The organism is Mycobacterium sp. 852002-50816_SCH5313054-b (genome assembly GCF_001667185.1).
Lineage (GTDB): Bacteria > Actinomycetota > Actinomycetes > Mycobacteriales > Mycobacteriaceae > Mycobacterium.
In genome coordinates, this window is the sequence record NZ_LZIC01000047.1 from 46663 (window position 1) to 69996 (window position 23334).

The following is a 23334-nucleotide window of genomic DNA, read 5'->3' on the forward strand; positions in this document are numbered from 1 at the left end:
TGATGATTTGGTTAGTTCGCGTCTAGTCGGGCAATTGGGCCTGGGCCGCGGCCAGGCGAGAGGAGAGCGTCCCGTCGATCACCTCGTCGGCCACGGCGATCAGCAGCCCGCCCAGCAAGTCGGGTTCGATCTGCAGCTGCACCGTCACCGGGTGGGCGTAGATGCGGCTGAGAACTTCGGTGAGACGGGTGCGCTGGTCGTCGCTGAGCCCGGCCGCCGCAGTGACCTGCGCGATGATTTCGCCGCGGCGCGCCACCGCGACTTCCGCCAAGAACTTCACGGCCGCCTCGGCCGGCTCGCCCCTCAGCAGCTCGACGGTCTGGGTCAGCAGTGCCCGCGCGACGGGGTTTACCCGTGTACTTGCGCTCTGTAGCACCTTGCGCAGCAAGCCGATCCGGCCTTCGGCGGGGGAACCGTAGTCGCCCAACAGGATCGCAAGTCGTGGCTGCGCGTCGAGAACCCGGGAAAACCGGAACAGTTGGTCTTCGACCTCGTCGACCCGGTCTTCGCGTTCGGCGACCTCCAGCAACGCTTGCCGCGAAATGTGTTCGACGGCGTCGACCAAATCCGAATTGGCCGACCAGCGTTCGGAGACCGCGGCCCGCAACACGTCGAGCGTGGCGTCGCCGACCTTGCCGGACACCAGCCGCTCGATCAGCCGGACCCGCGGGGCCGCGTCTTCGGCGGGCACGGTGAGGTAGCGGGTGACCACAATTTCGCGGTCCAGCATTTTGGCCACCTCCACCAACTCGCTGGAGAGGGTGGTAAGAGCCTTGTTGTCGAGGTCCTTGGCGATGGTGCCGAACCGCTCCGAGACGTTGCCCAGCGCCTGCCGGCTGGCCGAGCGCATCTTCGCCATCAACGGGTAGGCGACCTCGGCGGGTGCCGGCGCCATGGCATCCAGATCGTCCAGGAACCGGTCGACGGTGGCCGACCGCTGGTCCGCGTCGGCAACGTAGTTACGCACCAATTCCCCTGCCTGGCGGACGGATTCGTGTCCGAGCTCCAGGCGAAGTTGACGGCTCAGCTGCGCACGGAGCAGCTCGGATTGGCGCGTGCCCTGAGCCCTGATGCGCTCGGCCTCGACACCGGCCTGGCCCTGCAGTTGCTCGGTGATGCGTTCGGAGTCCGACTGGGCCTCTTCGACGACTTGTTCCGCCTCTTCCTTGGCGGCTTGCACGGCCTTGCTGTGGGCCGTGGTTGATTCGGTCAGCCGCTCTGCGGCGGCCGCCGAATCGGCCAACTGCTGGCGCACCAGCTCCTGGCGGGCGGTCATCATTTTGCGCACCGGCGGCACGGCATAGCGCCAGACAATGAACACGATGAGGGCGAAACCGCCCAACTGTCCGAAAAAAGTCGACATCGCTTTACCTTGTCGCGGCGGAGGTGGTGACGTCGACACCGAGGATTCGGCTGGCCAGGGTCGCAGACATGGTCCCCACGTTGGCGCGCAGATCCAGTTCCACGGCGTCCCTCTCCCGTTTCAATTGCTCGGCGGCCAGCTGCAACGTCGCCACCACGTCTTGCTCGGCACTGGCGCGCGCGTCATCAATAACCTTGCGGCCTTCGGCGCGGGCGTCGTCGCGGAGGGATGACGCCTGCACGCGTGCTTCCTTCATGACCTCTTCGTAATCGGCCTGGGCGGCTTCGAACTGCTCGGCCGACTTCTTGTTGTCGGCCTGGGTCTTGGCGACCATGGCGTCGCGTTCGCGCAGCACCTTCAGGATCGGCGGCACCACGAAGGTGCCGATGATGGCGAGCACGATGAGGAAGATCGCCAGCACGAAGAAGAATGTGCCGTTGGGGACGAGGAAGTTGCTCCCCCCCTTGTCTCCCTCTGCTACCGCCTCGCCGGCGGCGAGCACCATGGAGTTCGGGTCACCCATCACAACGAACTACGTGACGGGGGTGGCGAAGACGAACAACGCCATGAACGCCAGGTTGATGAAGTAGGCCGCCTCGACCAGACCGACGGTGATGAAGAACGGCGTGAACAACCGGCCCTGCGCCTCGGGTTGCCGGGCGATGCCCGAAACCAGCGCATTACCGGCAATACCGTCACCGATGCCGGCTCCGATTGCGCCGCCGCCCATGATGATCCCACCGCCGATGAGTGCACCGGCAGCGATAGTGGGGTCCATTCTTTCCTCCTTTGTCCAGCTTTATCTTGTTGGCTTATCTGGTGGTGAGTGGGCTAGTCGTGGTGGTCCTCCAGCTCCATGGCTTGGCTGAAGTACAAGATGGTCAGGATCGAGAAGATGAACGCCTGGATCGCCCCGACGAACAGGTCGAACGATTTCCACACCGCGTTGGGTAACCACATGATGTACGGCGGGAACATCGCGATCAGCGCCACCAGGATGCCGCCGGCGAAGATATTGCCAAAGAGTCGGAGCGACAACGAAATCGGCTTCGCCAATTCTTCGACCAGGTTGATCGGCGCCAGGAACGCCACGTGCCCCTTGAGGACCTTGATCGGGTGCCCGATGATGCCGCGGCGCCAGATCCCGGCCACGTGGTAGCAGACGAATACGAAAAGGGCCAGCGCCAGAACGTAATTGATGTCCGCCGCCGCCGACTTGAGCAACTCGGTGGTGTGACCGGATTTGTCGGTGTACTGCAGCGGCAGCACCGACAACCAGTTCGAGATCAGGATGAACACGAAGATCGTCACCGCCAACGGCAACACGAACGGCGCGATTCGCATCCCGATGGCGCTTTCGATCTGGTTGCGCATCTGTATGGTGAGCGCCTCCCAGAACAGTTGGACTCCGCTGGGAACACCGCTCGACGTGATCTTGGCGCGCAGGAAGAAGGCCAGGGCGAGCACGATCACCGCGGCGAGCGCGGTCGCCAGCACTGTGTCGGTGTTGACCGTCAGCCCGAGCCACTTCGCGGTGGTGTGCTCGCCGACCTCGATCTGGGAACCCGCCAGGATCGTCTCAATCATCGCTGGTGCTCCTTCCGTCCGACCCGTCCGGGCTCAGGGATGGGGCCGGCTCGCCCGCCCGCAGCTTCTTCCAGACCGGCAGCGCTGTGGACGCAACCAAGAGCACCTGGAAGAGCGCCAGACCGAACATCGCGCCCAAGCCATTCGGCCGGAAAACGAAGGCAATGATCAGCGCGACGATGGTGATGATCGCCAACCTCGTCGCCGAATTGACTGCCATCGAGCTTTTCAGAGGGTGGTCTTTCGCGGTGATCAACGCGACCGAACGCCGCACGAGCAGCGCGTTGAGCAAACCCAAGAGCAACCCCACACCGAAGAACACGCCGAGCATGAGGCGGCCGGACAATCCGGCGCCGAGGATCGCCAGCGCGGTGATGCCCACGCTGATCACAAACAGCCGAAGCGGACGGAAAGCAACAGAGGGAAACACCAACGGCGCGTCCTGCGCTGGTGTCGTCACTGCAGCACCTCAATCCCAGATAGTGAAGCGGGAGACCCCCAACCGACCGATCGGTGGCCCGCCGAGCGTATCGCACGTCACAGGGCCATCACCCAAGGGGTAGCTCCCTACGTCGGTCACGAATCGGCGCGCTCGGACAGGCATCCGACGCGCTGGCTGGCCGGCAACCCTCAAGGTCTCTTTTTGGGGTTCTACCTGCACCTTACCATACGATCGGCACCGCTACTACCGGGTGTCGTAGGCGCGTTTCGTCAGTCCAAGTCCAGGTCTTGGTAGTCGTCGCGGCGGCGCAGGAGCGGGATCGCCGTGGCCACTCCGGCGACCACGATTGCGCCCAGCATGACCGCGCCGGTGTCGCGCGGATTGAAAAAGATGGTGCTTGCCGCGCCGAACGCGACAATGCCCACCCAGAGATAGATCAGCAGCACCACCCGGCGATGCGAATGCCCGATTTGCAGCAACCGATGATGCAGGTGCATTTTGTCCGGGCTGAATGCGCTGCGGCCCGCGCGGGTGCGGCGCACGATCGCCAGTAAAAGGTCGAGCATCGGCACGAAAATGACGGCCACCACCAGCAGGAACGGTGACAGCAGAGCAAACACGTCACGGGCGCCGTAGGCGTTCTGCGAGACGGGGCCGGCGGCGGTGGTGGCGGCCGCGGCGATCATCAGGCCGATCAGCATCGAGCCGGAATCGCCCATGAAGATTTTGGCCCGATGGAAGTTGTGCGGCAAGAACCCCAGACAGGCCCCCGCGATCACGACGGAGATGACGGCGGGCGGATAGAACAACACGTCGCCGCCGTGGTCACGCAGCAGGCCGACCGAGAACATGCAGATCGCCATCGCCATGATGAGTCCCAGCCCGGCGGCCAGGCCGTCGAGCCCGTCGACGAAGTTCATCGCGTTGACGAACGACACGGTCAGCGCCAGGGTGAGCAGGATCGACGACGCCTGGTCCAGCACGATGGTGCCGACGCCGCCGATGGGGATGTACAGGACGCTCCACGCGACGCCCATGGTGACGAGCACGCTGGCCGCGGTGATCTGGCCGGCGAACTTGGTCAGGGCGTCCAGACCCCAGCGGTCGTCGATCAGGCCGATGCCCACGATCACGGCGGCCGCCACCAGGACGGCGGGCATGCCGGTGGAGTAGACGAATCCGCGGGTGAGCGCCGGGAGTTGCCAGGCCAGGAAGACGGCCGAGACAACGCCGACGAACATCGCGAGCCCGCCCATGCGCGGGGTGGGCGTCACGTGCACGTCGCGCTCCCGCGGGTAGGCGACCGCTCCCAGCCGGGTGGCCAGCACCCGCACCGGGCCCGTCGCGAAGTAGGTGATGATGGCCGCGGTGAGGCCGACCAGTGCGAGCTCGCGCAGCGGGACACCGGTGCCGCGATCGGACAGGGCGAGCAGACCACCGGCAAGGCTGGACACCAACGAGACCGTACTGCACCAAGCTGAGACGAGATTGGCCGGTTGCGCTAGGCGATCAGGCTTCCCGCGTCCATGCCAAGCACTTCCGCGATCCGCTCGGCGCTCACGGGACCGGCGCGCAGGATGCGCGGGGTGTCATCGGTCAGGTCGACGATCGTGGAGGCGGCCTGCTGCTGCGCCGGGCCCGCGTCGAGATAGACGTCGACCAGGTCGCCGAGTTGACCGCGCGCCTCGGCGGCGTCGACCGCGGGCGGGCGCCCGGAGACGTTCGCGCTGGACACTGCCATGGGCCCGACCTCGCGCAGCAGCTCGATGGCGACCGGTTGCAACGGCATCCGCAGCATCACGGTGCCCCGGGCGTCGCCGAGGTCCCACTGCAACGACGGCGCCTGCCGCACCACCAGGCTCAGCGCACCGGGCCAGAAGGCCCGGATCAGGTCGCGTGCGCCGTCGGGCATCGTGTAGACCAGGCCCTCGATGGTGTGCCAGGAGCCGACCAGCACGCCGACCGGCATGTCGCGGCCCCGCCCCTTCGCCGCGAGCAGCGCCGCTACCGCGGCGCTGTCGAACGCGTCGGCGCCGATGCCGTACACGGTGTCGGTGGGCAGCACGACGAGCCGGCCGCTTTTCAGAGCCCCCGCGGCCGACGTGATTCCGAGCGAGCGCTCGTCGGGGTTGGCGCAGTCGAAGACGGAGGTCAAGACGGCTCCCCTCGCCGGGCCGTCACGAACCTCGGCCGCCCGGTCAGATCGCGGCGGGCCTCGATCTCTTCGAAAACACCTGTGCTGCTGAGCAATTCGACTGTCCGCGCGGCCGTTTTGTCGTCATGCTCGACGCCGAAGAGTCCGCCCGGGCGCAGCCAGCGCCCCGCGAGGCGGATGACGGCGCCGATCACCGCCATCCCGTCGGCCCCGCCGAACACCGCGTGCGGCGGATCGTGTTGCGCCACTTCGGCTGCCACGGCGCTGCCGTCGGGAACGTAGGGCGGGTTGGACACCACCAGGTCGACCAGTCCGTCGAGCTCGGTAAGCGCTTCGATTGCGGTGATGTCGGCGCGCACCAGCTCCACGGCGGTGCCCTCGGTGTTGTGCCGCGCGTAGGCCAGGGCCGCGTCGGAGTCGTCGATGCCGATGACCCGCGCGCCGGGCCGGTGGCGGGCCAGGGCCACCGCCAAAGCGCCCGAGCCGGTGCACAAGTCGACGATCACCGGCCGCGCGCCCAGCGGCTGCGCGGTGGCCCACTCCAGCATGGCCTCGGTCTCCGGGCGCGGGATGAACACGCCGGGACCCACCCGCAGTGTCACCGGCCCGAACGCCGCCGTCCCGGTGAGGTGCTGCAACGGAACTCGCTGCGAGCGCGCGGCGACGATGTCGCGGTAGCGCCCGAGGAATTCGTCGTCGGGCGCCTCGATCAGGGTCAGCCGGCCGCGTTCGGCGCCGACCAGGTGGGCGGCCAACTCCTCGGCGTCGTAGCGGGCGGAATCGATCCCGGCTTCGGCGAGTTGCGCCGCAGCCGAGTCGATCGCGCGCCGCAGGTGAGTCATGCCTGTTGCAACCGCGCTTGCTTGTCGGCGGCGCCCAACGCGTCGAACAACGCGTCGAGGTCGCCGTCGAGCACCTGGTCCAGATTGTGTGCCTTGAAACCGATTCGGTGATCGGTGAGCCGGTTCTCCGGGAAGTTGTAGGTGCGGATCCGTTCGCTGCGGTCCACGGTGCGGACCTGGCTGGCGCGATCGGCCGACGCGTCGGCCAGCGCCTTTTCCTCGGCCAGGGCCTGCAGCCGAGCCGCCAGCACCTGCATGGCGCGGGCCTTGTTCTGCAGCTGGGACCGTTCGTTTTGGCAGGTGACGACGATTCCGGTGGGCAGGTGCGTGATCCGCACCGCCGAGTCGGTGGTGTTGACGCCCTGGCCGCCCTTGCCCGACGAGCGGTAGACGTCGATGCGCAGATCCGACTCGTCGATCTGCACCTCGCCGACTTCCTCCGGCTCAGGATAGACCAGCACACCTGCTGCCGAAGTATGCACGCGCCCTTGCGATTCCGTCACCGGAACCCGTTGCACCCGGTGGACGCCGCCCTCGAACTTCATCCGCGACCACACGCCGTCGGCGATGTCGCCCTTGCTGCCGATGGCCAGCGTCGCGTCCTTATAACCGCCCAGATCCGAGGTGGTTTCGTCCAGCACCGTGACCGTCCAGCCGTGCCGTTCCGCATAGCGGATGTACATCCGGGCCAGATCGGCGGCGAACAACGCCGATTCCTCGCCGCCCTCACCGGATTTGACCTCGAGCACGATGTCGTCGGCGTCATGGGGATCGCGGGGGGCCAGCATGTCCGTGAGTTGGGTGTCCAACTCGGCGACCCGTGCCTCCAGTTCGGGCACCTCGTCGGCGAAGGACTCGTCGTCGGCGGCGAACTCGCGGGCGGTGTCGAGGTCGCCGCGCGCGGCCGCCAGCTTGCGGTAGGTGGCGACGATCGGGGCCAACCGGGCGAACCGGCGGCCGGCCTTGCGGGCCTCGTCGGGATTGCTATGCAGTTCGGGGTCGGACAGCCGCTGCTCGAGCGCGGCGTGTTCGGCCAGCAGCACGTCGATGGTCTGTACCGGCTGCGTCATCTCACACCTCCTGCCCCGAACACGAACCGACGCCCGGCCTGTGCACCATTGGGCACAGTACGGGCGTCGGTAAGCCAGCTATTTGTCGATCGACTCGCCGTTGTCGGCCGCGGCCTTGCGCTTGCCGTAGCGCTTCTCGAAGCGAGCCACCCGGCCGCCGCTGTCGAGGATCTTCTGCTTGCCGGTGTAGAAGGGGTGGCACTGCGAACAGACCTCGACGTGGATCTGACCTCCCGGCTTGGTGCTGCGCGTGGTGAAGGTGTTGCCACACCCACAGTGCACGGTGGTCTCACCGTAGGCGGGGTGAATATCAGCTTTCATCATGTCCTCTTCGATCGTTTGCGCCCCGGCGCGAACTCCTGGGACCTGAACTGGTCCTCGGGGGTAGTCGACCGTCGATTATGCCAGGTCAACCTACATCAGCCCAAACGCGGAGCCGCCCCTGCGCATTCCCGGCTGGTTGGGGCCGGGCGTCGCGCCGAAACATAAGCCATTGCGACTCCGCCCGGGGCATTGTCAAGTGCGCGGTTTATGTGTCGCGGTAGACGCGGCTTTTTGCGCCGCGGGTCCACAGCACGCCGCCGCCGGGGGCGGCGCCCCGCGCGGTCAGCTCGCGCTTGAGGATCTTGTTGGTCGCCGTCGTCGGCAGCCGATCGGTGAGCCAGACGTAGCGGGGCCACGCCTTGGGCGACAGGTCGGGCTGGGCGGCGAGGAACTGGCCAAACTCCTCGGGCGTCAGCCGCGCGTTGTCGGCGAGCACCATCGCCGCCATCACCTGGTCGCCGACGTGTTCGTCGGGCACCGCGTACACCGCGACGTGGCTGACCGGGGCCAACCGCTGCAGAATCCGCTCGATGGGCGCCGTGGTCATGTTCTCGCCGTCGACGCGCAGCCAGTCGCCGCTGCGCCCGGCGAAGTAGATCCACCCGTCGGCGTCGCGGTAGGCCAGGTCGCCGGACCAGAACATGCCATGTCGAAGGCGCTCGTCGGTGGCTTGGGGGTCGTTGTAGTAGCCGGAGAACAGACCCGCGCCGGTGGTGTTGACCAGCTCCCCTATCGCCTCGTCGGCGTTGGTCAGGGCCCCGTCCCCGTCGAAGGCGGCGGGCGGGCACTCGGCCAATGTGTCCGGGTTGTAGATGGCCACCCCGGGGAAGCCGCGGCCCAGCGACCCGGGCGGGCAGCCGTCCTCGCGGGTGATGACGATCGCGGCCTCGGTGGACCCGAAGCCGTCCCACACCGTGCAGTCGAACCGCCGGCTGAACTCGGCGATGTCGCGATCGCTCGCCTCGTTGCCGACGGCGACCCGCAGCGGATTGTCGCGGTCGTCGGCCCGCTCCGGCGTGGCCAGCACGAAGGCCAGCGGTTTGCCGACGTAGTTCATGAAGGTCGCGCCGTAGTGGCGCAGGTCGGGCAGCAGCCCGGACGCCGAGAACGTCGCGGGGACCATCGCCGCGCCGGCGCCCACCCCCACGCTCCAACCGGCGAAGAGGGCGTTGGCGTGGAACAGGGGCATCGACAGGTAGCAGACGTCGGAGGCGTCGAGACCGAACCGCGCGATCAACGTGGCGCCGGCGAACAGCACGGTGAGGTGGGTGACCTGCACCGCCTTGGGCTCGCCGCTGGTGCCCGAGGTGAACATCATCATGAACGTGTCGGTGGGGGCGACCTCGCGATGCGGGGCCAGCGGCCCGGCGCGCTCCAGCAGGGCCGCCCAGGACCCGCCGGACACGTCGAACACCTGCACACCAGGCAGGTCCTGGCCGTCGAGCAGCGCTTTGTGCCCCGGATCGATCAACAGGATCTGGCAATGGGCGTGCAGGATGTCCCTGGCCAGCGCGGCGCCGCGGCGGGTGTCGTTGACGCCGCACAGCACGTAGCCGCCGAGCGCGGCCGACGCCATGGCGGTCAGCATCTCGGGGGTGTTGCCCAGCAGGGCGCCGACGTGCAGCGGACGGTCCGGGTCGGCGGCCCGGATGACGGCGGCCGCGGTGGTGGCGGCGTCGGCCAGGTACTCACGCCAGGTCCAGACCCGGTCGCCGTACTTCAGCGCCGGCGTGTCCTGGTCTACGCGCTCACGAAGCAGTTGCTGCAGCGTGTCCGCCACAGCTTGCGAGGCTAGTCGTTGTCCATCGACCCCGGGGTCGTCTTGGACACCTGCACCAGGAACTCGTAGTTCGTCTTCGTCTTGCGCAGCTGCGACATCAGCAGGTCGATGGCCTGGTGCGGGTCCAGACCCGACAGCACGCGACGCAGCTTGTGCACGATGCCGAACTCGTCGGGCGACAGCAGCAGCTCGTCCTTGCGGGTGCCGGAGGGGTTCACGTCGACCGCCGGGAAGACCCGCCGTTCGGAGATCTTGCGGTCCAGCTTGAGCTCGGCGTTACCGGTGCCCTTGAACTCCTCGAAGATGACCGTGTCACCGGTGGACCCGGTCTCGACCATCGCGGTGGCGATGATGGTCAGCGACCCGCCTTCCTCGATGTTGCGGGCGGCGCCCAGGAAGCGCTTGGGCGGATACAGCGCGGTGGAGTCGACACCGCCGGACAGGATCCGGCCCGATGCGGGCGACGCGTTGTTGTACGCGCGGCCCAGGCGGGTGATCGAGTCCAGCAGGACCACGACGTCCTTGCCCTGCTCGACGAGGCGCTTGGCCCGCTCGATCGCAAGCTCTGCTGCCTGGGTGTGATCGGACGGCGGCCGGTCGAAGGTCGAGGCGATGACCTCGCCCTTGACCGAGCGCGTCATGTCGGTGACCTCCTCGGGCCGCTCGTCGACGAGGACGACCATGAGGTGGCATTCCGGGTTGTTCTTGGCGATCGCGTTGGCGATGTCCTGCAGGATCGTCGTCTTACCGGCCTTGGGGGGCGAGACGATCAGCGCGCGCTGACCCTTGCCGATCGGCATGATCAGGTCGATGACCCGGGTGGTCAGCCGGTCGGGGGTGGTTTCCAGGCGAAGCCGCTGATTGGGGTACAACGGCGTCAGCTTGTTGAAATCTGGCCGCTTCTTGGCGTCCTCGACGGAGCCCCCGTTGACGCTGTCCAGGCGCACCAGCGGGTTGAACTTCTGCCGCTGGTTGGGTTGCTCGCCGTCCCGGGGCACCCGCACCGCGCCGGTCACCGCGTCGCCGCGGCGCAGGCCGTTCTTGCGCACCATGTTCATCGAGACGTACACGTCGTGCGGGCCGGCCAGGTAGCCGGAGGTGCGCACGAAGGCGTAATTGTCGAGAACGTCAAGGATTCCGGCGACCGGCTGGACGACGTCGTCTTCGCGCAGTTCGGCGTCGGGGCCATCGCCCGAGCGCTCGCCGCGCCGCCTGCGGTCGCGGTCGCGGAATCGGCGTCCCCGCCGGCCCTGGCGGCCCTCGCCGTCGTCGTCCTGTTGGTTCGAGGCACCGCGTGACTGCTGGCCGCCCGAACCCTGGTCGCCGCCGGAGTCTTGGCCCCGGTCGTCGGTTTTGGTGTCCCGTTGGCCCCCTTGGCGTTTCTCCGCGTCGGGATTGCCTCCGCCCTTCCGGGTGCCGGAGTCCTCGCGGTCCTGCTCCTCGTGCGTGCGACCGGGCGATCCCGTGTCGCGGTTGGCGTTGCGCCGTTCCCGGCGCGGCGCCTCGGTGGAGCCGTTGTTTTCCGCTGGGGCCGCGGGCGCGTCGGCCGGCGCTTCGGCGGTGTCGGTCTTGTCGGATTTGCCGCCGTCCGCCGGGGCGGCCGGGGCCGAAGTCCCATTGGCCTGCCCCCTGATTTCCTTGATCGCGGCGATGAGTTCGTTCTTGCGCATCCCCGACGTCCCCTTGACGCCGACCTGGTTAGCCAGCGCCCGCAGCTCGGGCAGCACCATGGCGGACAGGGAGCCGGTCGAGGCGGTGGTTTTGACATCGGGACTGTCTGTGGTCACGGCGTCCGGCACCGGATTGCTACCGGTGCTTTCGCCCGCCGTGAAGAGGTCCGTATCAGTCACGGATTTCCTTTCTTCCCCCGCTGATCTGGTCATACGGGGGGTCGTTGCATTCAGCCAAATTGCCGAGTGCGCCCAATCATCGACTCTGCGACGGTGATCGCCCGGGATCATCGGAGAAGACGGCGAACCTCGTTTACGAGAAGAATTGGTGTTGTCCTAGCGGCAAGGCAGTATGTGTGCAGATGCAGATGCTGCGATTGCTGGACGGCTCCGAGGATAACCTGCATCCCTGCCGGAAGCAAGCAAACCCTCCGGCCACGCTGTGGATTAACCGGCGACGGTGACGCCCGGGCTCCAGCGAACTCCTTCGCCGGCGGTCATCTTCATCAGGGTAAATCCGTGTGCGGCCCCGTACTCCAGCGCTTCCGGGGGTAACTCCGGCTCCGTGCTCAGTGCGATGAGGCTGGGACCGGCCCCAGAAAGCGTCGCCGCTATGCTATGACGCCGCAGCACTCGCAAATATTCCGCCGATCCCCGCATCGCGGGGGCGCGTTGCGGTTGGTGCAGCACGTCCTCGGTGGCCGGCATCAGCAGATCCGGCCGTTCGGTGAGGGCGACGACCAGCAGTGCGGCGCGGCTGACGTTGAAACTCGCGTCTTCGTGGCTGACCCGGCTGGGCAGCAGCACGCGGGTCTCGGCGGTCAGCGAGCGTTCCTCGGGAATCGCGCAGAACAGCCGGATGTCCGGGTGCAGCCGCAGCGGCACAGCCGAATACCGGGGCTCGGCGCCGGTGCGGTCCGTCCACGACACCACCGCACCGCCCAGCACCGCGGCCGCGGCGTTGTCGGGATGCCCCTCGAATTCCGAGCACAACTGGATCAGCCGATCGACGCTCAGCGGTGTCGAATCCGTTTGCGCCACAAGCCCGTTCACCGCCGCCAGGCCCCCGACGACGGCCGCCGCCGACGAACCGAGGCCGCGGGAATGCGGGATGGCGTTGCGGCAGCGCACCACCAGGCCGGGGGCGCCCGCCCCGACGGCGCGCAGCCCGTGCTGGATGGCGCGCACCACCAGGTGTTCGGCGTCCAGCGGTACCTGCCCGGCGCCCTCGCCCTCGACCACCACGACCAGGCCGGAATCCGTTGTCTCCACGACGACTTCGTCGCAGAGGCTCAATGCCAGACCGATGCTGTCGAACCCCGGACCGAGGTTGGCGCTGGACGCCGACACCGCGGCGCTCGCCACCAGCCCGGCGGGCAGCATCTGGGCGTTCATTTCTTACGCGAGACCCAATCGCTCGACGACGAGCACCGGGTCCACCGGCAACGCGGACACGGTCGGCATGTCCTTCAGCGCGGTGTCGGGATCCTTGAGGCCGTTGCCGGTCACCGTGCACACCACCGACGACCCGCGCACCACCCAGCCGTCGTCGACGGCCTTGAGCAGCCCCGCGATGCTGGCCGCGGATGCGGGCTCGACGAAGACGCCCTCGGAGGCGGCCACCAGGTGGTACGCCGCCAGGATCTCCTCGTCGGTGACGGCCAGGAAGCGCCCGTCGGACTGCTGCTGGGCGGCGACGGCGGCCGTCCATGACGCCGGGGCGCCGATGCGGATCGCGGTCGCGATGGTCTCCGGGTGGCTGACCGGTTTGCCGAGCACCAGGGGGGCCGCGCCGGCGGCCTGGGCCCCGAGCATCCGGGGCAGCTTGTCGATGATGCCTTCCTGGTGGTACTCGGTGTAGCCCTTCCAGTACGCGGTGATGTTGCCGGCGTTGCCGACCGGAAGGGCGTGCACGTCCGGCGCGGCGCCCAGCGCGTCGACGATCTCGAACGCGGCGGTCTTCTGCCCCTCGATGCGCACCGGGTTGACCGAGTTCACCAGCGAGATGGTCGGGAAGTCGGCGGCCATCTTGCGGGCCAATTCCAGGCAGTCGTCGAAGTTGCCGTCGATCTGGATGATCTTGGCGCCGTGCATCACCGCCTGTGCCAGCTTGCCCATCGCGATCTTGCCCTGCGGGATCAGCACCGCGCAGGTGATCCCGGCGCGCGCCGCGTATGCGGCGGCCGAGGCCGAGGTGTTGCCGGTGGAGGCGCACAGCACGGCCTGCTGGCCGCGGGCCAGGGCGTCGGTGACGGCCATCGTCATGCCCCGGTCCTTGAACGAGCCGGTCGGGTTGAGGCCCTCGACCTTGAGATGGACGGTGCAGCCGGTCCTTTCGGAGAGCCGGGTCGCGGCGATCAGCGGGGTACCGCCCTCGAGCAGGGTGACCGGGGTCCAGTCGTCGCCGACCGGCAACCGGTCGCGGTACGCCGCGATCACTCCCGGCCAGGGTTGATGGGTGGCCGTCCGGGCAGCGCTCACAGGCCGTTTCCTTCCAATCGCAGCACGCTTGTCACGCTCTGCACGACATCCAAATCGGCCAGCGCATGGACGGTTTCGGAAAGCGCGGCGTCGGTGGCGGTGTGGGTGACCACCACGACCCGGGCCCCCACCCGTCGGCCGTCCTCGTCCACCATGCCTTCCTGGCGAACCTCGGCGATGCTCACCGCGCGCTTGGCGAATTCCGCCGCCACGGCGGACAACACGCCCGGCTCGTCGGCGACGTTCATGCTGACGTAGTAGCGGGTGGAGATGAGACCCATTGGGGCGATGGGGAGTTGGGCGTACCTCGACTCCTTGGGGCCGCGGCTGCCCAGCACCCGGTTGCGCGCGGCCATCACCAGGTCGCCGGTGACCGCCGAGGCGGTGGGCGCGCCGCCCGCCCCCTGGCCGTAGAACATCAGCCGTCCCGAGGCCGCGGCCTCCACCACCACCGCGTTGAACGCGCCGTTGACCGTGGCGAGCGGATGCGACAGCGGCACCAGCGCGGGATAGACGCGCGCCGAAACCCGTTGCTGGCCATCGTCGCCGGTGATCCGCTCGCAGATGGACAGCAGCTTGATGGTGCACCCGAGGGCGCGCGCGGACGCGAAGTCGGCCGGGGTGATCTTGGTGATGCCCTCGCGATAGACGTCGTCGGCGTGCACCCGGGTGTGAAAGGCGATGGACGCCAAAATCGCGGCCTTGGCGGCGGCGTCGTAGCCTTCGACGTCGGCGGTGGGATCGGCCTCGGCGTAGCCCAGCGCGCCGGCGTCGGCCAGGGCGCTGTCGTAGTCCGTGCCGGTGCTGTCCATCGCGGACAGGATGTAGTTGGTGGTGCCGTTGACGATGCCGGCCACCCGCAGCACCGTGTCGCCGGCCAGCGACTGGGTGAGCGGGCGGATGACCGGAATCGCACCCGCGACCGCAGCCTCGAAATACAGGTCGACGTGGGCGTTTTCGGCCGCCTGCGCCAGCTCCCCGGTGGAGGTGGACAGCAGCGCCTTGTTGGCGGTGACGACGGACTTGCCGTGCTCCAGCGCGGACAGGATCGCCTTGCGCGCCGGCTCCACCGGTCCCATCACCTCGACGACGATGTCGACGTCCTCGCGGCAGACCAGCTCTTCGATGTTGTTGGTCAGCAGGCCGATCGGAACGCCGCGGTCGGCCGCGACGCGCCGCACCCCGATCCCGCGCAGCACCAGCGGCGCGCCGACGCGGGCGGCCAGGTCCTCGGCGCTGTCCTCGATGATGCGGACGACCTCGCTGCCGACGTTGCCCAACCCGAGTACCGCTACGCCGACGGCCTTTTCGTCACCGGGCACGGGTCACCTCACTTCCAGACTCAGCAGGTCGTCGACCGTTTCCCGGCGCAGGATCAGCCGTGCGCGCCCCCCGCGCACGGCCACCACGGCGGGGCGGCCGATCATGTTGTAACGGCTCGACAGCGAATAGCAGTAGGCGCCGGTGGCGGCGACCCCGAGCAGGTCGCCCGGCTGCAGGTCGCCCGGAACCCAGGTGTCGCGAACGACGATATCGCCCGTCTCGCAGTGCTTCCCGACGATACGGGCTAGCTCCGCCGGTGCGTCGCTGGTGCGCGAGACCAGCCGCGCGTCGTACTGCGCGTCGTAGAGCGCAGTGCGGATGTTGTCGCTCATGCCGCCATCGACGCTGACGTAACGCCGGTGCGCCGTGGCGCTCACGTCCACGTCCTTGACGGTGCCGACCTCGTACAGCGTGATGGTGCCGGGCCCGGCGATCGCGCGCCCCGGCTCGACGACGAGTGTCGGGGTGGGCAGTCCGACGGCCGCCGACTCGTTGCGCACGATGGCGCTCAGCTTGGCCGCCAGTTCGGCCATCGGCGGCGGGTCGTCGGGCGCCAGGTACGAGATGCCAAAGCCGCCACCGAGATCGACCGTCGAGAGCTGGGCCGTCTTGTCGACGCCGAATTCCGCGACGATGTCGTGCAGCAGGCCGATGACGCGGTGCGCGGCCAGCTCGAAGCCGTCGACGTCGAAGATCTGCGAGCCGATGTGGCTGTGCAACCCGACCAGCCGCAGGTGATCGGTGTCGAACACCCGGCGCACCGCCGCCATTGCCGCGCCGCTGGCCACCGACAGCCCGAACTTCTGGTCCTCGTGCGCGGTGGAGATGAACTCGTGGGTGTGCGCCTCGACCCCGACGGTGAGCCGCACGAGCACGTCCTGAACGATGCCCGCCTCCCCCGCGATCGCGTCGAGGCGTTCGATCTCGATCATTGAGTCCAGCACGATGTGGCCGACCCCGGCCTTGACGGCGGCGGTCAGCTCCGCGACGGATTTGTTGTTGCCGTGGAAGATCATCCGCTCCGGCGGGAAGTCGGCGTGCAGCGCGACGGCCAGTTCCCCGCCGGTCGATACGTCGAGCGAGAGGCCCTCCTCGTTGATCCAGCGCGCTACCTCGGTGCACAGGAACACCTTGGCGGCGTAGTGCACGTTGTGGCCGCCGCCGAAGGCCGCTGCCAGGTCGGCGCAGCGGGAGCGGAAGTCGTCCTCGTCGATGACGAACAGCGGGGTCCCGTACTCCTGGGCGAGCTGCGTCACGGGTACGCCGCCGATGACCGCGGCTCCGTCTTCGTCGCGAGTTGTGCTGCGCGGCCACACGTTCGGCGCCAGCCGCAGCAGCTCCTCGGGGGATTGCGGGCGGGGCGGGCTCTCGGCGTGACGCGCCTCGTCGGCGTGCCGGGGACCGGCGGGATGGACGTTCACATTCGCTCCGGGGCGCTGACGCCGAGGATCGTCAGCCCGTTGGCGATGACCTGGCGGGCGGCCTGGCATAGCGCCAGGCGCGCGGTGTGCAGGTCGGTGGGCTGCTCGTCGCCCTGCGGCAGCACCCGGCACGAGTCGTAGAACCGGTGGTAGTCGCCGGCGAGGTCTTCGAGGTAGCGGGATATCCGGTGCGGTTCCCTCAGCGCGGCAGCGGTTTTCAGCACCCGCGGGAATTCGCCGATCGAGCGCAGCAGTGTGCCCTCCTTGTCGTGGGTGAGCAGCTCGAGGTGGGCGGTGTCGGGAACCAGGCCGAGCTCGGCGGCGTTGCGGGCCAGCGCCGACAGCCGGGCGTGCGCGTACTGCACGTAATAGACCGGGTTTTCGTTGGACGCCGAGGACCATAGCGCCAGGTCGATGTCGATGGCGGTGTCCACCGACGAGCGGATCAGGCTGTAGCGCGCCGCGTCGACGCCGATCGCCTCGACCAGGTCGTCGAGGGTCAGCACGGTCCCGGCCCGCTTGCTCATCCGGACCGGCTGGCCGTCGCGGACGAGGTTGACCAGCTGACCGATGAGCACCTCGACGGTGGCCGGGTCCTCGCCGAACGCGGCGGCCACGGCCTTGAGCCGGGCGATGTAGCCGTGGTGGTCGGCGCCGAGCATGTAGATGCACAGGTCGAAGCCGCGCTGCCGCTTGTCCAGGTAGTAGGCGATGTCGGCGGCGATGTAGGCCGGCTTGCCGTCGCTCTTGATCACGACGCGGTCCTTGTCGTCGCCAAAAGCGCTGGTGCGCAACCAGGTTGCGCCGTCCTTTTCGTAGACGTTGCCGGTCTCGCGCAGCCTGGCGATGGCCTGGTCGACGCGGCCGCTGGTGTGCATCGAGTCTTCGTGGGTGTAGACGTCGAAGTCGGTGCCGAACTCGTGCAGCGACTCCTTGATGTGGGTGAACATCAGGTCGACGCCGATTTGCCGGAAGGTCTCGTGCATCTCGGCGTCCGGCAGGCTCAGCGCGTCGGGCGCCTTCTGCAGGATCTGCGCGGCGATGTCGTTGATGTAGGCGCCGGCGTAGCCGTCGGCGGGTGTCGGTTCGCCCTTGGCCGCGGCGATCAGCGAGCTGGCGAACCGGTCGATCTGGGCGCCGTGGTCGTTGAAGTAGTACTCGCGCACCACGTCGGCGCCCTGGGTGGCCAGCAACCGGCCCAGCGCGTCGCCGACCGCGGCCCAGCGGGTGCCGCCGATGTGGATCGGACCCGTCGGGTTGGCCGAGACGAATTCCAGGTTGATCTTCTGCCCGGCCAGCTCGTCCGAGAAGCCGAACGTGTCACCGGCGTCGAGGACGTCGTTGACGATCTTGGCCTGCGCCGACGCCTGGAGGCGCATGTTGATGAAGCCCGGCCCGGCCACCTCGGCCTCGGCGATGCCGTCGGCTTGTGACAGCTTTTCGGCCAGCCAACCGGCCAGCTCGCGCGGGTTGGCGCCCACCTTCTTGCCCAGCTGCAGCGCCAGGTTGCTGGCGTAGTCGCCGTGCTCGGGGTTGCGTGGCCGCTCCACCGTGACCGTCGCCGGCAACGCGGCAGCGTCCAGCCCGCGCTCGGCAAGCACCGCGGCAGCGGTGGCTTTGAGCAGCTCAGCCAGGTCAGCGGGGGTCACGAGCGTCCATCCTATTGGCTCAGGTCCCCCCGGCCCGAATCTATTGCAGCTGGCAGCGCGACCGTAGGGCGAGCTCAGCTCGTTCAGGGCCGGGCTACCCAGCCTGCGGGGCCGCTATCGGCTGGCGCGAGCAGCCTCGATGGGAACGATGCCCACCAGCCGGTCGCCGCGGACAACGTGGTAGGCGTCATACCGATCGACGGTGGGGTCGCAGTGCGGGGTGGCGAATTCCACCCGTTCCCCGAGGGTGACGGGTGGGCCGGCGGGCCGGGTGAGCGCACCGTGCTCGTCGCCGAAAAACATGTACGTCGAGGCGCCGAACCGTCCGCCGGCCGGGCGCGGCATGGGGCCGTCCGTCGCGAAAGCCTTGAGACCGGCGTCGACGGTGACGATCCCGTCGGCGTTGGCGCTCACCACCTGGCTCGAAACCCGCAAGCTGGTTTCGAAGGCCCCATCGGCGTCGTCACCCAGTGCGTCGCAGTACTGGGCGTCCATGAACACATACGAGCCCGGCTGCAGTTCGTTGAGGACGCCCGAGTCCAGATCGGCCGCGACGGTTCCGGTGCCGCCGCCAGTGATGATGCCGACCCGGTGACCGGCGGTTCGAATCGCGTCGAGCACGCGCGAAAGCCGCTCCATGCCGACACGGACGGCTTCACAACGCTTGCGGAAGCCGGCGATGTGCTGCCAGTGACCGCCGTAGCCCTGAACGCCGGCCAGCGTCAGCCCCTTGCACCGGTGGACGTGCTCGGCCAACGCCACCGCTTGTTCCGGGCCGGAAACGCCCGTGCGGCCGAGCCCGACGTCGACGTCGATGAGGACATTGACGTGGATGCCGCGGCGGCACGCTTCCCCGCTCAGCGCGGTCACCGGATCGGGATGATCCACCACACATGTAAATCCGGTGTCGATCGCCGCGACGTCGCACAGCCGCGTCGGCATCGCCGGATCGGCGACCGGCGACGTCAGGAGAATGCCGCCCGCGCCGGCCGCCGAAAGCGCCTCGGCCTCACCGATTTTGGCGCAGCAGATCCCTACGGCGCCGGCCGCGATCTGCTTTCTGGCGATCCAGGCGCATTTGTGCGTCTTGGCGTGCGGACGCAGCGCGACCTGGTCACGCGTCCGCTCGGCCATTCGGCGGATGTTGGCGTCCAGCGCCGCCTCGTCCAGGATCAGTGCCGGCGTCGGCAGGCGGAAACGTGAGTTCGGCTCGCCAATCATGGCTTGCGCCAACGCTTCCGCGGGACGCGTCGTCATCCGGGCGCGACGGAGGTCAGGTGCTCGAATCCCGCAATCGGCGCGATGTCCGGCAGCCGGCGGATCGCTCCGTTCTGCGCCCACTGGCCCTCGGGCACTTCGTGGATGACACACGACGTGACGACCATCCTGTCGCCGTTGGCGCCGGCCGCCGCCGCGGCGACCCGCTGGAGCTCGCCGGCGAATTGCGCCTTGCGGGCACCGTCGAGGACCCCGGCGCTGACCTGCCAATCGATGAAGACGCCGGCGACCGCGGCGTCCGCCGAGACGCCGGCGGAGTAAAAACACCCGGGCGAGAGCTCGTGCAGCAGGACCAGGGCCCGCATCCGGTGCTGAGGCTGGTCGGGCACCGATTCGGCACGGCACGCCGCCTCGGTGAGACCCGTGACCAGGCGCTGCTTGCCGGTCTCGTCGAAGGCGCCGGGCGTCAGGGTTACGTGCATCAACGGCATGACATCTACCTTTCGCGGGGATCTTGCTCTCGTAATCTCCTCCAGCGGCGCCGCACAATCCAGTGGCAAGGCAGACAACTTTCTTGCATAATTCGCCATATGATCGGTTTCGACGTCCTCGTGCTCGACGGCGCCAGCGCGAGCGCGGTGGGCGTGACGATCGACGTGATCTCGGCGGCGAACCGGATCCTCGCCAAACCCGCGTTCGACCTTCGCTTGGTTTCGCCGGACAGCCACGTTGTCCTGCGCGGTGGCCTGGCCGCCGCCGCGGAACCTCTCGCGCGCGCCACTGCGCGAGAAGTCGTGGTCGTACCCGGGTTGGGCGCCGCACAGCCGGAGGAGGTTGCCGAGCGGATCAGCTGCGCCGACGTCGCCGTCGCCGCCGAGTGGTTGGCCGGTGGGAGCGCCCGCGGCGCCGAGATCGCGGCGTCGTGCACGGCCGTATTCGTCCTTGCCGCCGCCGGACTTCTCGATCAACGGCGCTGCGTCACGACGTGGTGGCTCGGGGCCGATCTCGCCCGGGTCGCGCCGGCCGCCAACGTCGTCATCGACGAAATGGTCGTTCGCGATGGGTCGATCTGGACGGCCGGGAGCGCGTTCGCGCACATCGACCTGATGCTCGCGCTGATGCGCGATCTCGGCGGCGCGGCCCTTACCGACGAACTCGCGAACCGGCTCGTCGCCGATCAGCGCACGTCGCAGGCGAGCTTTCTCATTCCCTCGCACTTGGCGGCGCGCGACGAAACGGTCGCGCGCCTCGAGCGTTTCGTCCGGTCGCGGTTGGACGAGCCGCACACCCTCGACTCGCTGGCCCGCTTGTGCGGCCTCAGCACTCGAACATTGGCGCGCCGGACGCGAAACGCCGTGGGCCTCAGTCCGTTGCAACTGGTGCAGAGAGTTCGCCTCGAGCGCTCGCTGCATCTGTTGCGCACCACCCGCATGCCGCTCGAAGAGATCGCTGCCGCAGTGGGATTGGCGGATGCGGCGAGCCTGCACCGACTGGTGAAGAAGCACACCGGGCAATCGCCCGGCGCGCTGCGCCCGAGCGCTCAGGCAAGGGCGTCGTGATCGGCTTCTGAGCTGTGGCGGGGTCACCACCGTCACGTCGATGCGTTACTCTGGCTGGGCCCAATGGCGCAACGTCGATATCGGTGCGCCCCCGTAGCTCAGGGGATAGAGCGTCTGCCTCCGGAGCAGAAGGCCGCAGGTTCGAATCCTGCCGGGGGCACGAGGTCTAAATACCTAGTCAGAGGCAGTTTTGGACCGTTAAGCCTGTTCGGCTCGTGCGATCTGCATGCGATCTTCCGTAGGCACCGGACCCCTCGGCCGGTGTCCCATCTATCGACCAGGCCCCTGCTCGGCCGTGCTGGCGGCGCTCAGGCGGCAATCCGGTGGCTCAGAGTCCCAACGCTATCTCGGCTTCCGTGAGGTCGAGTGCTTCCGGCATTGAGGTCTGCGCGAGCCCTTCCAGCAAACTGTGGAGGCCGGTACCGACAGGTTCGTGGTGCCGCTGTATGGCCGCCTGGCGGCCTACCGGCGGAGGTCTGGTGTGGTGGCGGCGGCGGCTTCGCACACCGAGTGTCAAGTAGTCGATTACTTAAGCTGGCCCCGTCGTTTCGTGCGAGGCTGCATTGCAGCACTACCCGCCGCCTTCCGCACGCAGGAGGTTCAGAGATGTCGGCTGTGATCGCGGTGCCCGAACTGATGGCCCAGGCGGCAACTGACTTGGCGACTATTGGTGAGACGCTCAACGCGGCTCACCTGACGGCGGCAGTCCCGACCGTCGCGGTGCTGCCTGCCGCCGCCGATGAGGTCTCGACGGGTATCGCGCACTTGTTCTCCGGTTATGGCCAGGAGTATCAGAAGCTGGCCGGGGAAGCGGCTGCGTCTTATGAGCAGTTTGCCCAGCACGTGACTGCCAGTGCGGGCGCGTATGCCGGCGCTGAGGACGCCATCGCCGCGTTTTTGCAGGACTTCTCGATTTGGGCCAATATTTTCACCAACCCAGCTACGTCGCCTTTACTTCCACTGCTATTCCTTTTTCTATTACTAATCTTATTCGCTATTATAATTGCACTTTTACTCGCTATTGCCATTCCACTTCTTGGCGTTGGGTTGCCACTCGCCTTCGCCGTTGTGCTGCCGCTCGGGATCGCCGCTGACGCGTACATCTTCGGGCCGATCATTTTGATCGCGCTTTTGGCGCAACTTGGTGCGGCTCTTTAGACGGGTGTCGCAGGGTTCGGTGACCGCGCGCCGCCATTCCCATGTACCGGGTAGGCCGGTGCAAAGGGTGGGCCGACCCGATTCCTCCTCCACTACCGGCCTAGCCGATGGCGCGGGCCTCGGCCAGCGTGCGGGAAGCGTCGCGGCGCGGCGGACGCTGCGGCGCCTGAAGACGCTCGCCAATGACGCTGTTCGGCTGCGGGCCATGCTCGCTGGTGAATGTTGGTGCGTAGCTTGGCCGTCCATCGCCAGGCACCGGCGGTTCACCGGCGGACTGCTCAATCGAATTACGCTTGCCTGGAACCAGATTCGACAGACTCATCGGGCCTCCCTCGGTATGAAAACAATTCGGTCGTCCGGCGTCACAACGAACATGCCACGAACACCACCAGGCGTAAGAACCAGCGCCTTCGGTGCTCCTACGAGCGCTGGCGACGCCTCTGGTGTCGACCACACGTGTTCTCGCAGAAATGTCCGGGAAGTCTGAGGCCGCGGAGGCATTCGAAAGCCGAGATGGATGACGACGTAGGGCGGGTCATCGTCGGGTGCGCAAATCTCTGCGAATCCCACTGTTGATCCACCCTTCTAACGGCAGCTAGGGGCCAAGGTCCCCAACTACTGCGTCGAGAGAGGCCGCGCCGGGACCGTCGACGGCCCGGCGGGTCACCACGCCCGACCGTGCCGTACCGGCGGCTCCCGCTTCCGGTTCCGCGCCTGATTGCATGCCCAATGCGCGGGCAGGATCGGCCCACGGGTTGTGGCCGCCGTCTTTGATCGGCAAGACGTGGTCTGCTGTCCACGACATCGGATGCGGCCACACGAGCTCCAAGTCGATCGGCAGGTGGCAGCGCCAGCAGGCATCGCCCGAACGCGTTAAGGCGCGGATTCAGGGCAGTATGACGTGGCCGAAGTTCGCACCAAAAACCTGACGTCGTCGTCCGTCATACCGTTCCGCTCGTGCGACTGGACCATGCCCACGATCGAATCCATGCTGCGGCCCTGCGCCAACAGTGCACAGATCTTGTGACCCATGTTGATCAGGCCCTGGTCGCCCTTAGCGCTTGAGATCCCCTGAGTGTGGAGGGCGTTCAGGAACGCGGTGTCGTTGTCGTCCGCGCGAGCGGACGGAACAACCATGAGGAAAAGGGCCGCTGCCAGCAGCGCGGCAGTGCGCGTCATGACCCTGGATGGTAGCCGGGCTCAGTCGGCGCGCGTGGGGCCGGGCCGGGCGGGGCCGAGAAAAAAATGCGCGCCGCAGCACCAGCTCGGGATCAGCTCTGGCTTTCGCTTCG

The 23334-nt window shown here is 67.9% G+C and carries 23 protein-coding genes and 1 tRNA gene; 3 read left to right on the forward strand and 21 right to left on the reverse strand.

Going from position 1 to position 23334, the window contains the following annotated elements:
* Window positions 1-22: 22 nt before the first annotated feature.
* The 19 genes from A5787_RS09715 to A5787_RS09805 form a co-directional block, all read right to left on the reverse strand.
* Window positions 23-1363 carry a F0F1 ATP synthase subunit B/delta gene (locus tag A5787_RS09715; protein WP_066965215.1) on the reverse strand — a complete coding sequence of 447 codons (1341 nt, stop codon included), beginning with the start codon at window positions 1361-1363 and terminating at the stop codon, window positions 23-25.
* 4 nt (window positions 1364-1367) lie between these two features.
* Window positions 1368-1886 (reverse strand): F0F1 ATP synthase subunit B, encoded by a 519-nt coding sequence (locus A5787_RS09720; protein WP_066965217.1) that lies wholly within the window; start codon window positions 1884-1886, stop codon window positions 1368-1370.
* 9 nt (window positions 1887-1895) lie between these two features.
* Window positions 1896-2141, reverse strand: a complete 246-nt coding sequence (locus A5787_RS09725; protein ID WP_066928722.1) for a F0F1 ATP synthase subunit C — start codon at window positions 2139-2141, stop codon at window positions 1896-1898.
* A 53-nt stretch (window positions 2142-2194) separates the two neighbouring features.
* A complete protein-coding gene (atpB, locus tag A5787_RS09730; protein WP_066965220.1) occupies window positions 2195-2950 on the reverse strand; it encodes a F0F1 ATP synthase subunit A in 756 nt (251 codons plus the stop codon).
* Entirely contained in the window at window positions 2943-3410 is a 468-nt protein-coding gene (locus A5787_RS09735; protein WP_066965223.1) for an ATP synthase subunit I, read from the reverse strand. Before A5787_RS09735 ends, atpB begins: the two co-directional genes overlap by 8 nt.
* A 251-nt stretch (window positions 3411-3661) precedes the next feature.
* Complete coding sequence (locus A5787_RS09740; protein WP_197507048.1) at window positions 3662-4849, reverse strand: glycosyltransferase family 4 protein; 1188 nt, start codon at window positions 4847-4849, stop codon at window positions 3662-3664.
* Between the two features lie 44 nt (window positions 4850-4893).
* Window positions 4894-5547, reverse strand: coding sequence for an L-threonylcarbamoyladenylate synthase (locus A5787_RS09745; RefSeq protein ID WP_066965229.1), 654 nt, complete (start codon window positions 5545-5547; stop codon window positions 4894-4896).
* Window positions 5544-6389 (reverse strand): peptide chain release factor N(5)-glutamine methyltransferase, encoded by an 846-nt coding sequence (gene prmC, locus A5787_RS09750; RefSeq protein WP_066965232.1) that lies wholly within the window; start codon window positions 6387-6389, stop codon window positions 5544-5546. The genes A5787_RS09745 and prmC overlap by 4 nt, the downstream gene beginning before the upstream one ends.
* Window positions 6386-7459, reverse strand: a complete 1074-nt coding sequence (gene prfA / locus A5787_RS09755; protein WP_066965235.1) for a peptide chain release factor 1 — start codon at window positions 7457-7459, stop codon at window positions 6386-6388. Before prfA ends, prmC begins: the two co-directional genes overlap by 4 nt.
* Window positions 7460-7537: 78 nt before the next feature.
* Window positions 7538-7780, reverse strand: a complete 243-nt coding sequence (rpmE, locus tag A5787_RS09760) for a 50S ribosomal protein L31 (RefSeq protein ID WP_066965377.1) — start codon at window positions 7778-7780, stop codon at window positions 7538-7540.
* Window positions 7781-7988: 208 nt separating this feature from the next.
* Window positions 7989-9563, reverse strand: a complete 1575-nt coding sequence (gene fadD1 / locus A5787_RS09765; RefSeq protein WP_066965237.1) for a fatty-acid--CoA ligase FadD1 — start codon at window positions 9561-9563, stop codon at window positions 7989-7991.
* A gap of 11 nt (window positions 9564-9574) precedes the next feature.
* Entirely contained in the window at window positions 9575-11413 is a 1839-nt protein-coding gene (gene rho / locus A5787_RS09770) for a transcription termination factor Rho (RefSeq protein WP_066965240.1), read from the reverse strand.
* A 267-nt stretch (window positions 11414-11680) separates the two neighbouring features.
* Window positions 11681-12628 (reverse strand): homoserine kinase, encoded by a 948-nt coding sequence (gene thrB, locus A5787_RS09775; protein ID WP_156763863.1) that lies wholly within the window; start codon window positions 12626-12628, stop codon window positions 11681-11683.
* A gap of 3 nt (window positions 12629-12631) precedes the next feature.
* A complete protein-coding gene (thrC, locus tag A5787_RS09780) occupies window positions 12632-13714 on the reverse strand; it encodes a threonine synthase (RefSeq protein ID WP_066965243.1) in 1083 nt (360 codons plus the stop codon).
* Window positions 13711-15036 carry a homoserine dehydrogenase gene (locus A5787_RS09785; RefSeq protein WP_066965246.1) on the reverse strand — a complete coding sequence of 442 codons (1326 nt, stop codon included), beginning with the start codon at window positions 15034-15036 and terminating at the stop codon, window positions 13711-13713. Before A5787_RS09785 ends, thrC begins: the two co-directional genes overlap by 4 nt.
* A 3-nt stretch (window positions 15037-15039) precedes the next feature.
* Window positions 15040-16458 carry a diaminopimelate decarboxylase gene (lysA, locus tag A5787_RS09790; RefSeq protein ID WP_066965250.1) on the reverse strand — a complete coding sequence of 473 codons (1419 nt, stop codon included), beginning with the start codon at window positions 16456-16458 and terminating at the stop codon, window positions 15040-15042.
* Complete coding sequence (argS, locus tag A5787_RS09795) at window positions 16455-18107, reverse strand: arginine--tRNA ligase (RefSeq protein ID WP_066965253.1); 1653 nt, start codon at window positions 18105-18107, stop codon at window positions 16455-16457. The genes lysA and argS overlap by 4 nt, the downstream gene beginning before the upstream one ends.
* A 114-nt stretch (window positions 18108-18221) precedes the next feature.
* Window positions 18222-19364 carry a DSD1 family PLP-dependent enzyme gene (locus A5787_RS09800; RefSeq protein WP_066965256.1) on the reverse strand — a complete coding sequence of 381 codons (1143 nt, stop codon included), beginning with the start codon at window positions 19362-19364 and terminating at the stop codon, window positions 18222-18224.
* Window positions 19361-19816 (reverse strand): hypothetical protein, encoded by a 456-nt coding sequence (locus A5787_RS09805; protein WP_066965259.1) that lies wholly within the window; start codon window positions 19814-19816, stop codon window positions 19361-19363. The genes A5787_RS09800 and A5787_RS09805 overlap by 4 nt, the downstream gene beginning before the upstream one ends.
* 120 nt (window positions 19817-19936) lie before the next feature.
* Between A5787_RS09805 and A5787_RS09810 the strand changes: the two genes are divergently transcribed.
* The 3 genes from A5787_RS09810 (at window position 19937) to A5787_RS09820 (ending at window position 22042) form a co-directional block, all read left to right on the forward strand.
* Entirely contained in the window at window positions 19937-20884 is a 948-nt protein-coding gene (locus A5787_RS09810; RefSeq protein WP_197507052.1) for a GlxA family transcriptional regulator, read from the forward strand.
* 87 nt (window positions 20885-20971) lie between these two features.
* Window positions 20972-21044: transfer RNA gene (locus A5787_RS09815), tRNA-Arg, on the forward strand.
* Window positions 21045-21490: 446 nt separating this feature from the next.
* Window positions 21491-22042 carry a PE family protein gene (locus A5787_RS09820; protein WP_066965266.1) on the forward strand — a complete coding sequence of 184 codons (552 nt, stop codon included), beginning with the start codon at window positions 21491-21493 and terminating at the stop codon, window positions 22040-22042.
* 100 nt (window positions 22043-22142) lie between these two features.
* On the opposite strand, the gene A5787_RS27290 is transcribed toward A5787_RS09820, so the two are convergent.
* Window positions 22143-22364, reverse strand: a complete 222-nt coding sequence (locus tag A5787_RS27290) for a hypothetical protein (RefSeq protein WP_156763865.1) — start codon at window positions 22362-22364, stop codon at window positions 22143-22145.
* Between the two features lie 551 nt (window positions 22365-22915).
* Entirely contained in the window at window positions 22916-23221 is a 306-nt protein-coding gene (locus A5787_RS09825; RefSeq protein WP_066965268.1) for a DUF732 domain-containing protein, read from the reverse strand.
* Between the last annotated feature and the right edge of the window lie 113 nt (window positions 23222-23334).

Bases quoted from the DNA above. Each gene is read 5' to 3' on its own strand.
- A5787_RS09715 (WP_066965215.1), bottom strand. From the start codon at position 1,363: ATGTCGACTTTTTTCGGACAGTTGGGCGGTTTCGCCCTCATCGTGTTC.
- A5787_RS09720 (WP_066965217.1), bottom strand. From the start codon at position 1,886: ATGGGTGACCCGAACTCCATGGTGCTCGCCGCCGGCGAGGCGGTAGCA.
- A5787_RS09725 (WP_066928722.1), bottom strand. From the start codon at position 2,141: ATGGACCCCACTATCGCTGCCGGTGCACTCATCGGCGGTGGGATCATC.
- atpB (WP_066965220.1), bottom strand. From the start codon at position 2,950: ATGATTGAGACGATCCTGGCGGGTTCCCAGATCGAGGTCGGCGAGCAC.
- prmC (WP_066965232.1), bottom strand. From the start codon at position 6,389: ATGACTCACCTGCGGCGCGCGATCGACTCGGCTGCGGCGCAACTCGCC.
- prfA (WP_066965235.1), bottom strand. From the start codon at position 7,459: ATGACGCAGCCGGTACAGACCATCGACGTGCTGCTGGCCGAACACGCC.
- rpmE (WP_066965377.1), bottom strand. From the start codon at position 7,780: ATGAAAGCTGATATTCACCCCGCCTACGGTGAGACCACCGTGCACTGT.
- thrB (WP_156763863.1), bottom strand. From the start codon at position 12,628: ATGAACGCCCAGATGCTGCCCGCCGGGCTGGTGGCGAGCGCCGCGGTG.
- A5787_RS09800 (WP_066965256.1), bottom strand. From the start codon at position 19,364: ATGACGACGCGTCCCGCGGAAGCGTTGGCGCAAGCCATGATTGGCGAG.
- A5787_RS09805 (WP_066965259.1), bottom strand. From the start codon at position 19,816: ATGCCGTTGATGCACGTAACCCTGACGCCCGGCGCCTTCGACGAGACC.
- A5787_RS09820 (WP_066965266.1), top strand. From the start codon at position 21,491: ATGTCGGCTGTGATCGCGGTGCCCGAACTGATGGCCCAGGCGGCAACT.
- A5787_RS27290 (WP_156763865.1), bottom strand. From the start codon at position 22,364: ATGAGTCTGTCGAATCTGGTTCCAGGCAAGCGTAATTCGATTGAGCAG.
- A5787_RS09825 (WP_066965268.1), bottom strand. From the start codon at position 23,221: ATGACGCGCACTGCCGCGCTGCTGGCAGCGGCCCTTTTCCTCATGGTT.